At 59.7% G+C, this 11,250-nt stretch carries 9 protein-coding genes; 5 read left to right on the forward strand and 4 right to left on the reverse strand.

Features of this window, described 5'->3' with window-relative positions; all coding sequences use genetic code 11:
• Window positions 1-157 precede the first annotated feature (157 nt).
• Window positions 158-1,474, reverse strand: a complete 1,317-nt coding sequence (gene xylA, locus ACFFAR_RS01195) for a xylose isomerase (RefSeq protein ID WP_174364734.1) — start codon at window positions 1,472-1,474, stop codon at window positions 158-160.
• A gap of 250 nt (window positions 1,475-1,724) precedes the next feature.
• On the opposite strand from xylA, the gene ACFFAR_RS01200 reads away from it, so the two are divergent.
• Together ACFFAR_RS01200 and ACFFAR_RS01205 are read left to right on the forward strand one after the other, a co-directional pair.
• The gene (locus ACFFAR_RS01200; RefSeq protein WP_375507414.1) at window positions 1,725-2,933 is read left to right on the forward strand and encodes a XylR family transcriptional regulator; all 1,209 of its coding nucleotides are present in this window, start codon (window positions 1,725-1,727) and stop codon (window positions 2,931-2,933) included.
• A gap of 10 nt (window positions 2,934-2,943) precedes the next feature.
• Window positions 2,944-4,035, forward strand: coding sequence for an aldose epimerase family protein (locus ACFFAR_RS01205; protein ID WP_062003037.1), 1,092 nt, complete (start codon window positions 2,944-2,946; stop codon window positions 4,033-4,035).
• 64 nt (window positions 4,036-4,099) lie between these two features.
• Here the strand turns inward: ACFFAR_RS01205 and ACFFAR_RS01210 are convergent, their stop codons facing one another.
• Complete coding sequence (locus ACFFAR_RS01210) at window positions 4,100-4,405, reverse strand: plastocyanin/azurin family copper-binding protein (protein WP_375507415.1); 306 nt, start codon at window positions 4,403-4,405, stop codon at window positions 4,100-4,102.
• Window positions 4,402-5,367: a metallophosphoesterase family protein gene (locus ACFFAR_RS01215; RefSeq protein WP_375507416.1), complete on the reverse strand. Its 966-nt coding sequence runs from the start codon at window positions 5,365-5,367 to the stop codon at window positions 4,402-4,404. Before ACFFAR_RS01215 ends, ACFFAR_RS01210 begins: the two co-directional genes overlap by 4 nt.
• A gap of 189 nt (window positions 5,368-5,556) precedes the next feature.
• Here ACFFAR_RS01215 and ACFFAR_RS01220 point away from each other — a divergent pair, with 189 nt between their 5' ends.
• The 3 genes from ACFFAR_RS01220 to ACFFAR_RS01230 all read left to right on the forward strand — a co-directional run bounded on the left by ACFFAR_RS01220 (window position 5,557) and on the right by ACFFAR_RS01230 (window position 8,956).
• Window positions 5,557-6,165: an RNA polymerase sigma factor gene (locus ACFFAR_RS01220; protein WP_174363778.1), complete on the forward strand. Its 609-nt coding sequence runs from the start codon at window positions 5,557-5,559 to the stop codon at window positions 6,163-6,165.
• Window positions 6,155-6,832, forward strand: a complete 678-nt coding sequence (locus tag ACFFAR_RS01225; protein ID WP_174363779.1) for an anti-sigma factor — start codon at window positions 6,155-6,157, stop codon at window positions 6,830-6,832. Before ACFFAR_RS01220 ends, ACFFAR_RS01225 begins: the two co-directional genes overlap by 11 nt.
• Before the next feature lie 246 nt (window positions 6,833-7,078).
• Window positions 7,079-8,956 (forward strand): pyrrolo-quinoline quinone, encoded by a 1,878-nt coding sequence (locus ACFFAR_RS01230; protein ID WP_375507417.1) that lies wholly within the window; start codon window positions 7,079-7,081, stop codon window positions 8,954-8,956.
• 46 nt (window positions 8,957-9,002) lie between these two features.
• Here ACFFAR_RS01230 and ACFFAR_RS01235 read toward each other — a convergent pair whose 3' ends face one another.
• Window positions 9,003-10,532, reverse strand: coding sequence for a diguanylate cyclase (locus tag ACFFAR_RS01235; RefSeq protein WP_375507418.1), 1,530 nt, complete (start codon window positions 10,530-10,532; stop codon window positions 9,003-9,005).
• Between the last annotated feature and the right edge of the window lie 718 nt (window positions 10,533-11,250).

Genomic DNA, 11,250 nt, shown 5'->3' on the forward strand with positions numbered 1-11,250 from the left:
CTACTGCGTGCGCCGCGAATTCGTGTTCACGGTCGTCGTTTTACGAAAGCTTGTGTCTTTGGATTTTTGCTTAGCCTGGCCTTTATGCGCATCTGGCGCAATTGCGAAATCAGCCGGGCGCTTTAACGTTTTTCCTTGAGGCTTTCAGACTTTAACGTCAGCCGTAAATCGCCCGGTTGACGATGTTCTCCAGATACTCCTGTTGCCCGCTCACATGCTGAGGGTTAACGCGGCGTCCGAGTGCGTCAATGGCAAGCGATTCAAGAGAGTAACCGCCCGAGAGAATCTTGCGGCCGAATTCCGTATCCCAGCCTTCATAACGGTGCTTCTTGAATTCCTCCAGCTTGTCGTTTTCAATCAGTACGGCCGCTCGTTCCAGGGCAATCGCAATGACATCGATAGCGCCAATATGGCCGTAGAACAAGTCCTCGGGGGCAACGCTCTGGCGCCGCACTTTTGCATCGAAATTCATGCCGCCTGTGCTAAAGCCGCCGTGCTTCAGGATCTCATAGAGCGCAAGCGTCAACTCTTCAACGCTATTCGGAAACTGATCGGTGTCCCAGCCGTTTTGCGGGTCGCCGCGGTTTGCATCGACACTGCCGAAGATGCCGAGCGCATAAGCCGTCGCGATCTCATGGTGAAATGAATGACCCGCGAGCGTTGCGTGATTTGCTTCTATGTTCACGCGGATTTCATTTTGCAAACCAAACTGCGTGAGAAACCCGTGGACGGTGGCGACATCGTAATCGTATTGATGTTTGGTCGGCTCCTGCGGCTTCGGTTCGATCAGCAGAGCGCCCTTGAAGCCGGTCTTGTGCTTGTGCTCCACGACCATGTTGAGAAAGCGACCGAGCTGGTCGCGTTCGCGCTTGAGGTCGGTGTTCAGCAGCGTGTCATAACCTTCGCGCCCGCCCCACAGCACATAGTTCTCGCCACCCAGACGATGCGTCGCTTCCAGCGCCTGGAAAACCTGCGTGGCCGCAAAAGCAAACACTTCGGGATTCGGACTGGTTGCAGCGCCCGCAGCATAACGCGGATGCGAAAAGAGGTTTGCCGTGCCCCACAGCAGCTTGATACCCGTCTCTTCCTGCTTGGCCGCAAGATAGTCGGTCACGCCTTTGAAGTTGTTGACGTAGTGCTTGATGCTGTCGCCTTCGGGGGCGACGTCGGTATCGTGGAAGGTGTAGTACGGCGCGCCGAGTTTTGCGAAAAACTCGAAGGCGGCGTCGGCCTTCAGATGCGCACGTTCTATGGCGTCGCCGGGTTGCTGCCACGGCCGGTGAAACGTGCCCTGCCCGAACATGTCCACGCCCGGCCACACAAAGGAATGCCAGTAGCAGACGGCGAGCCGCAAGTGATCTTCCATGCGTTTGCCGAGCACCAGCTTGTCGCGGTCGTAGTGACGGAAGGCAAACAGGTTGTCGGACTCAGGGCCTTCATAGCGCACGGCCGGCAGGTGTTCGAAATACGACATGGGCGTCTCCGTCTTTTAATGTGACGCCATGCTGCCAGCTTGGTCCGCCTCGGGGCAATTGCGAAATCCGCCAGCGCGCATGGTGATTCTTGGGCTAAGTGGAAATCAGGCTGGCGGCAGACCTGTCACGAGGCCTAGAATCAGCAAACGCTAAAAAGCGGCGAGAACAAAACACAGAGGCGCATATTGCGCCGCAACGGAGATGACGGGCATCTCGCTGCAATGCGGCGCGAGACCCGTCCGGAGCTCGATGACACGACCCCAGACCGCTCAGGCTTCGCACAGGATCGCGCTGCTGTTCAACGCGAACAAGGTGTATGACCGCGAGGTGATCACGGGCATTGGCAACTACCTGCTCTCTACGCGCGTTGCGTGGGACCTGTTCCTGGAGGAGGATTTCCGCTGCCGGCTTAACGGGATTGAACGCTTTGAAGGCGATGGCATCATCGCGGACTTCGACGATCCTGCCGTGGCCGAGGCGCTCGGCGATTCGCAGTTGCCCGTGGTTGCAGTGGGTTCATCGTATGCGGACTGCGCATGTTATCCGGCCAACCTGCCCTACATTGCCACCGATAACGCCAAGCTCATGTCATTGGCGTACACCCATCTGATCGGCGCGGGCCTGCAGCGTTTCGCGCTCTATAGCCTGCCAGAGTCGCCCGAGAACCGCTGGGCGCAGGAACGCGAATTGGCATTCAAGGCGCTGCTTGCGGCGGATGGACTTGAAGCCGATATTCATCGCGGATTGCCGACCAGCGCGCCGGTCTGGAGTCAGGCAAGTGCGCAACTGACATCGTGGCTGGAGAGTCTGCCGAAGCCCGTTGGTGTAATCGCCGTCACCGATGCCCGCGCGCGTCACTTGCTTCAGGCGTGCCTTATTTCGGGCATACCCGTGCCTGAACAGGTTGCGATCATCGGCATAGACAACGATCCGTTGACGCGCTCGCTTACACGCATACCGCTTTCTTCAGTCATTCAGGGTACCGAGGAAATGGGCCGAACCGCCGCGCATCTGCTTCATCAGATGCTGGGCGGTGCCCGATTCCATGGCAGACGGATTCTCGTGCCGCCTGTCGGCATCAACGTGCTTGAATCGACACGCCATCAACCGGTTTCGAGCCCCTATGTCATGCGTGCTCGCCACTACATCCGGCAGTACGCGTGCCAGGGCATCAAGACCGAACAGGTGGCCGATTATGTTGGCGTATCGCGCTCCTCGCTTGAGGATTATTTCCGGCGTGAACTCGGTCATACGGTGCATCAGGAGATCCTTAACCACAAGCTCGATGTCGCGAAGCAGCTTCTCGCGCGCCACGACCTTTCCAGCGCGGAAGTCGCCATCCGATGTGGCTTTACGTCGTTGCAATACATGTACGCCGTATTCCGGCGCGAGCTCGACTGCACGCCGCGCGAGTATCAGGAGCGGCTGCCCGTCGCGCCATGCGGCCAGCCAGGCTGATCCCTCTTTCATGAACCTCGCTGCCATGCCTACCATCGCCCGACCAGGCTCTGTCCGCGTAAGCGCCGAACGCTGGGGTGCGCTGCCCGGCGGCGATGTCGCCCGGCTGTTCACGCTGCGCAATGCGCACGGCATGCGCGTGGCGATCAGTGACCTGGGCGCGACGCTGGTTTCATGGAACGCGCCCGACCGCGCAGGCCGCGTGGCGGACGTGCTGCTGGGCCACGACACCCCCGCCGAATACTTCGCCGGCCATGCGTATCTTGGCGGCGTGATCGGACGCTGGGCGAACCGCATCGAGAACGCGCGCTTCGCGCTTGGCGGCGTGGCCTATTCGCTCGATCGCAACGAAGGCGGCAACCTGCTGCATGGTGGCGCGGCGGGGTTTCACCGGGCGTTATGGGACGCGCAGGAAGTCGATGGCGGTATCGAACTCACGCATGAATCGCCGGAAGGTGAGGCGGGATTTCCCGGCGCGGTATCGACCACGTTGCGCTATACGCTGGACGACGACGGCACGCTCACGCTCGCATACGAAGCGGTGTCCGACGCGCCGACGCCCGTCAACCTCACGAACCACGCGTGCTTCAATCTCTCGGGCGACGACACAGCCGATATCCGCGGCCATGTCATCTCCATAGACGCCGATACCTTTTTTGAAGTCGATGCCGCCCTGATCCCTGAGGGCCGCGCCGAAGTCGCGGGCCACGCGTTTGATTTTCGCGCGAGCGCCCCGCTGGGTGCACGGCTCGACTGGCCGCACGATCAGTTGTCGCGCGCAGGTGGTTTTGATCATTGTTATGTAGTGGGCGAACGCGGTGATTCACACAGGCCCGTGGTGCGCCTTTACGACCCGGGCAGCGGCCGCGAACTGACCATGGGCACGAATGCACCCGGCGTGCAGTTCTATACGGGCAATCATCTCGATGGCATCGTCGGACGGCATGGCCGGCGCTACGGCAAACACGCCGGCCTGTGCCTGCAGGCGGGCGCGTTTCCGAACCAGGTCAACATGCCGGATGCCGGCAGTGTGATCGTGAGCCCTGGCGAAACGTACAGGCAGGTCACCTGGTATCGCGTGGGCGTGCGGCATGGCGCGTGATTGCGTGCTTGCCTATTTCACGACGATCGTCCCCGTCATATGCGGGTGCAAGGAACAGAAGTACTTATACGTACCGGGACGTACCGGGCTTGACGAACACCTGAGAGAATTTCTCGCCGGAGTCGAGCGGCGGTGACTTGAACGTGCGCGGCGTAGCATCGTTGACGATGGTATGAGGGATATCGTCACGGTTTTCCCACGTCACGGTCGCTCCGGCCGCCACCGACAACTGCGCGGGACTGAACGAAAAATTATCGATGACGACCGCGGCCGTGGGTCCTACATCGGCAAATGCAGGACCCGTTGCACCGCTGGTTGCGATAAGCAGCGTTGCAATCCGTACCACCCGTAGAGTAGAAAGAAGGTTCATACGCTCAACCTCGTGTCGACGACGGCAAGTTCCATGTGACCTGGCACGTAATTCACGGACCGAACGCCGAGCAAGGTGCGCAGCGTGTCGGCAGGAACTTTCATTGGACCGGGGCCTGCCGCCGTGCCCGGCACAGGTTGCGGAAAGGCTGTTGACATTGCCGAGTAGAAGCTGATGTCGCCCTCCACCTTCTGCGCCACCTGATGCACGTGGCCGTTCAGAACCGTCACAGACCCGAAGCGTTTCATCATGCTCAATGCTTGCGCACTGTCATCGGTGCCCCATCCCCATTGCGGATACAACGACCACAGCGGGATGTGCGCAAACACGACAAGCGGCGTGCTGCTCGAACGGCGCGCCAGGTCTTGTTTCAGCCATGCAAGTTGTTCATCGCCGAGATAACCCAGGCCGCCGCCGCGCATGTTCAGCACATTCGTCAAACCGATAAAATGAACCCCGCTCTGGTCGAAGCTGTACCATTTTTTATCGGCGGGCTTCGAGAAGCGTTCGAAATACGCATTGCCGTCGTCGACCAGTACGTCGTGTTCGCCAGGCACGTAGTGGACATCGAGTCCCGCGCTGCCGATGATTTGCGCGGCCGTATCAAACTCGCCCGGCTTTGACAGATGGCTGATGTCGCCGGTATGGATCATGAATGCAGGTTTCTGGTTCGACGCGCGGATCGTGTCGACGGCTTCCTTAAGCGTGCTCGCCGGATCGAGATTCGGGTCCTTGCTGAAGCCTATGTGACTGTCGCTGACCTGCACGAAGCTGAACGCGTGACGGTCGACCTGGGCAGCTTGCGCCGTGCCGCCCAAGAGCTTCGAGCCGGGGACGCCACCGCTGAGCGTCCATAGCATGCCGGCGCCGGCCCACGCCATGCAGCTCAGCGCGGTGCGCCTTTTGGCGCCATGTTCGCCGAGTGTTTTGGGCTCCGCTATATCTTTCGCAATGTCACGCATGACGGGTTCCTTGTAGTGTTGGAAATGGGTTTGATTGCCCCATGCTCATCGAACTGCAATACGCCCTGCCTTATTCCAGGTTTATTTTTTCCGCAAACTCGCGTAACGGGGAATAAGTCGATGCCAGCGCCGGTAAGTTAGATTGAGTGCTTGCGTCCTTTCGCAGCTGGAGTAGTCAGGAGAACACCGATGGGGAAGTCCCCGCCGAATCGCTTCGATCAGGTGATGCTGCCGCATCTGGACGCGGCGTATAACCTCGCCCGCTGGTTGAGCGGCAGCGCGACCGAAGCTGACGACGTCGTGCAGGAAGCTTTCCTGCGGGCTTTCCGTTTCTTCGATGGCTATACCGGTGACAACCCGCGCGCATGGCTGCTCGCGATCGTGCGTAATACGTGGTTCACGGAGTGGCGCAAGCATCATCATCAGGCGGACTCCACGCCCTACGACGACTCGCTGCAAGTCGATGAACAGCTTCCCGGCTGGTCCGACGAAAGCTGCGACGACCCCGAGAAGATGGCGGTGCGACAGGACGAGACGGATCTCGTGCATCGCGCGCTTGCCATGTTGCCGGTGGAATTTCGTGAGGTGATCGTGCTGCGTGAACTGGAGGACATGAGTTACAAGGACGTGGCGCAGGTTGCGGGCATTCCTATTGGCACGGTCATGTCGCGGCTCTCGCGCGCGCGGCGACTGTTGTGCAGTGCAGTGCGCATAGCGCAAGGCAATCCGGAACACCCTGCCATTCGTCTGGTGAAAACACCGCCTGCCGGCGCCGAGGAGTCCAAGCGTGGAAACTGAAAACAACGTGTCACTCGCCGAGAAGCTGCGCGATGGATCGCTGTACGAACGCGCGCCTTCGTCGCTGCACGCTCAGGTGCGCGCGCGGCTCAACGAACAACACGAAAAGAAGCGGTGGTTCTCGTTGAACTGGCCGATGCGCTCCGCAGGCTTGCTGTTTGCCGGCGGGGGTATCACCGGGATCTGCGCATGCGCGCTGGTGTTCTTCTCGATGATGTTCTTTCAACGTCCCGGTGGAACGAACGGGATCGAACAGGAGATTGTTGCGAGCCACGTGCGGGCGCTGATGTCAGCGCGGACCATGGATGTGCTTTCAAGCGACCAGCATACGGTGAAGCCGTGGTTCAACGGGCGCATTGATTACGCACCTCCTGTGGTCGACCCACAAGCGCAAGGATTTCCATTGGTTGGTGGAAGACTTGACTATGTGGACCATCGGCCGGTGGCTGTCATGATTTATCACTACCTCAAACACCCTATCGATCTCTATGTTTTCCCTGATACCGCAGGTCATGCAGCGGTGCCTGCAGCCATGACCACCGAGACGAGTGAAGGGTATTCACTGATCAAGTGGCGGCAGAACGGGATGGTGTTCTGGGCAATCACCGACGCTTCGCCTGTCTATTTGAAGCGCTTTGCCGACGCTGTGATTGCGGGTTTGCAATGAGGTCATGGGTTGCGCCCAAGCCCGGCTTGGACCTCGTTTTTCATCATACGGTTCTCTCTCCTCCCGAGCATCTTCAACGGGTCATTCATCAGATATTCGCGATTTGAAAACCTCGTTCGCACCGGCGAGCTAAGCCCTTTTTAAGCAGGCAGAATCATCGCCTGGTCGGGCGCTTTTCTTGCTGATCGGGGACACCACACGCCGCTTCGTCATGCTGATCAGAAACGAGTAACTCGTGCGAGAACGATGCGGGTATCACGTGCTGTGGTGTCCATCTGCCACGGGAGAACCGCCGTGAAATCTCTGCACTCCAAATTCGCTGTTTACGCAGTCTGTCAGCGTCGTCTGTTCGAGAGTTGTGCAGGATTGCTGATCGCGGTATGCCTCGGTTCATGTGGCGGCGGTTCAGGCGGCAGTCCTTCCACGTCTGCCAGTGCGGGGGGTGCCAGCGGTGCCAGCGGCGCCAGCGGAACCACCGCAAGTCCAGGCGCGAGCTCGGCGCCATCCGCGACCACACCCGCCGTGACACCCGCCACGCCCGCCACGCCCAGCACGCCCGCGTCCAGCGGCACGAACTCCGGTTCGACGACCACCACGCCAACGCCCGTCCCCTCGTTTGCAACGGACGTGCTGATGCATCACAACGACCTCGCGCGAACCGGTCAGATGCTGGCGGAAACAACGCTCACGCTCGCTAATGTCAATTCGGCAACGTTCGGCAAACTGCGCTTCCTTCCCGCTGACGGCAAGGTCGATGGCCAGCCGCTCTTCGTCACCAGCCTGACGATAGGCGCAGCGACGCATAACGTCGTCTACGTGGTCACTGAGCACGACAGCGTCTATGCCTATGACGCCGACAGCGGTGCCGCACTGTGGCAGAAATCGCTGGCCGGCGCTGGAGAAACGCCGAGCCTCGATACCGGTTGCCAGGACCTCACGCCCGAGATCGGGATTACGGCCACGCCGGTCATCGACCGGTCGCGCGGTGCGAACGGCGCGCTCTATGCCGTTGCCATGAGCACGGACGCGAGCGGCAACGTTCATCACCGCCTGCATGCGATCGACCTTGCGACCGGTGCAGAATTGTTCGGAGGCCCTACTGAAATTTCTGCAACCTATCCAGGCAACGGCGCTGAAGGCGTGAATGGAGTTCTGACTTTCAATCCGGCCCTGCACACGGTGCGTGCGGCGCTGACGCTCGTCAACGGCAACATCTACATGGGGTGGACAGCGCACTGCATGTCAGGCAGCTACAACGGCTGGCTGATGACCTACAGCGCGGCTACGCTCAAGCAAACCAGCGCGCTTCCCGTGACGCCGAACGGCAGCCAGGGATCGATCTGGATGGCGGGTTCGGGCATGGCGTCGGATGGGACATCGATTTATTTCATCGATGGCAACGGCACCTTCGGCACGAATCTGAACGCGCAGGGTTTCCCGGCAGACGGTGATCTTGGCGATGCGTTCATCAAGCTGTCCGCAACCGCCACGCCGGCCGTCACCGACTACTTCGCCATGTCGGATGTCGTGGCACAAGCTGCCGCCGACAACGATTTCGGCTCAGGAGGCGCAATGCTGCTGCCCGATCAAACCACTGCGAACGGGACGGTCAAGCATCTGGCGGTGGGCGCGGGCAAGGACAACAACATCTACGTGGTCGATCGAGACAACATGGGCAAGTTCAGCCCGACGTCGAACAACATCTGGCAAACGCTGACCGGGGTCCTGGCCGGTGGTATCTGGGGGTCGCCTGCGTACTACAACAACGTGGTCTATTACGGCGGACAGACCGATGCGCTCAAGGCGCTGCCTGTCACTAACGCACTGCTCGCCACCGCGGCGTCCTCGCGGAGCCCGACGCAGTTTCCTTATCCCGGCGCAACGCCCGCCATCTCGGCGAACGGCGCCAGCAACGGTATTGTGTGGGCGGCGGAAAATGGCACGGTCGCAGCGCTGCACGCCTACGACGCCACCAACCTCGCGCATGAGTTGTACAACAGCAATCAGGCCGGCGCGCGCGATCAGTTCGGCGCTGGCAACAAGTTCATCACGCCGATGATCGCAGCCGGGAAGGTCTATGTCGGCACGACGAATGGGGTCGCCGTGTTCGGGTTGCTGAAATGAGATGACGCGCTGACGCTGCGCGCAAGCTGAGTTGCTGCCCGCATTGCTAGCTGATCAGCACTTCATCGCTATAAGGCCCGGCCACGCTCGTCTGATTCCGGCCTGAGGCCTTCGCGCGATAAGCCGCGCGGTCAGCCGCCCTGATCAACGCGAGTGCATCGGCGATATCGTCTGCCTGCGTCGATGCAACCCCGATGCTCACCGTAATCATGCCGTGCTCGCTGCCCGTATGTTCAATCGAAAGCGCGTGCACGGCGCAATGTATCGCCGCAGCAACGAGCGTCGCGCCCTTGCTGTCCGTTTCCGGCAGCACCACGACAAACTCTTCCCCGCCGAAACGCGCAGTGATATCGCCAGGACGCTGGCTACTTTTCGCAATCGCCTGCGCGACAGCGGTCAGCGCGTCGTCGCCGGACTGATGTCCGTAGGTATCGTTGTAACTTTTAAAGCGGTCGATATCCACGAATAGAATAGCCAGCGGTTCGCCCGAACGTTTTGACCTGTGCCATTCGAACAGCAGGCGTTCATCGAGATTGCGCCGGTTGCTCAGTCCGGTAAGTCCATCCACCCGTGTCATGTTGCGCAGACGCGCCTCGACTTCCAGCCGATGCTGAAACTCGACCGATAACAGCCGCGCCGCCGACACCAGCCCGAAGACCAGCAGCAGTGTCACAACGCCGATGTACCACGCCCGGCTGTTCCAGTCCGCGAACACGTAATGGCTCGTTGGCGCGATGATCACGATCATCTTGAGCTTCTCGAAGCGCCGGAAGTTGTAAAGCCGCTCGGTACCGTCCTTCGATACACCGAAGAACGAGCTGACGCCCGTCGACTTGAACCGCTCAAAATTCTTGCGCCCGGCGAAGTTCTCGTCGACGCGGGTTCCGTCGTTGGGATAACGCAGGATCACATGGCCGTCGTCCTGAAGCAGCGTGATGATGCCGCCCGGCCCGACGCTTACGCCAGACAGCAGGTTCTTGAAGTAGTCCAGCCGGAACGCCGCGACGACCACGCCGGCGAACGATCCGTCGGGCCGATTGACGCGGCGGCTGAACATCAGATCGACTTCACCCGGAATCAGACGCGACTGCAGCGGCCGGCTGACATATAAGCCAATGCCCGGATTGTCGCGGTGGATGGTGAACCAGACACGGTCGGCGAGATTGTTGCCACGCGGCACGATACTCGCCGAATCGACGATGATCTTTCCATGCGCATCGAGACACAGGAAAGAACCTATGTAGCGGCTAGCGCTGGCGGACCGGTCGAACAGCAACTCGTTGCGCAAACGCGGCGGCAACTGCATGACGTCCGCGTCTTCCGCGCCATCGACGGCAGCCTGGATCGAAAGATCCGTGAGTTCGGTGGTGTGCGTGATGTCGTGTTCCAGCACGCGCGCGAGGTTGTCGGCATTTTCGGTTGCACGAAGTGTCGCGTCGTTTCGCGCTTGCAGGAGAATCGCCATCGCAGAGACGAGCACGATGACCGAGAATGCAATGCTTCCAAGACTGATTGCGTTCGGGTGGCGCGCCAATGCCGCTCTTAGCCGAAAGAAAATGGTCGGTTTCTTTAACATTCGAAGGCTTCCAACGCTCGGGCGATGGTTTTCGGCATTTCACCATGACCTTTTTACATGCTTGGTGACCGGAATCGCCAGCGTTGCCGCCGGGGTTCCATCTTCCTTCAAAGCTGCGGTCTGCAAAGCGGGCATTCAGCGTTAGATTCCGCTAACTACAAGTGTGCACCCGCCGCACTTACACTGTAGGCTTATTTTAATGTTTTCCCGCTAAGCGCCTATTCTATTGCCATTACAGCACCTTTAATCGCTCCATAAAGCGCAAAAGCCGTTCCCGCGAAGGAACGGCTTACCGGCGCCAGGCTTCTAGCAGGAAGCTCAGCTTAGTGGCATCGATTAACCCAGTGGTGATGCACCTTCACCTTATGGCATTCGCGATGGTGATGATTATCAGCGGCAAACGCAGGAGCAATTGCGCAGAACGTCGATATCGCGACTGTAAGCGTGAGAGCGATCTTCTTCATAATATTTTCCATAGAGTAACGGGGAATGGCAGTATGCCCGTACAAGCTTACGAATTTGAAAGTGTAAGCCTGACCCAGATGCCTGCCCGTGAACTGAAAGTGTTCACCATTTCTTAATCGCAAGCCGCGTTCCACTTCGCCGTGTTGTTTCGACTCCTGTCACGCCGCGTAATGCATGTAAGCGGCGCCGCAACCAAGCGGACAGCAAGCGCGTTTAAACTGAACGTGCGTCTTTTCCCAAAGACGTGTTGTGA

This window comes from uncultured Caballeronia sp., assembly GCF_964243625.1.
In the GTDB taxonomy this organism is placed as follows: Bacteria; Pseudomonadota; Gammaproteobacteria; order Burkholderiales; family Burkholderiaceae; genus Caballeronia.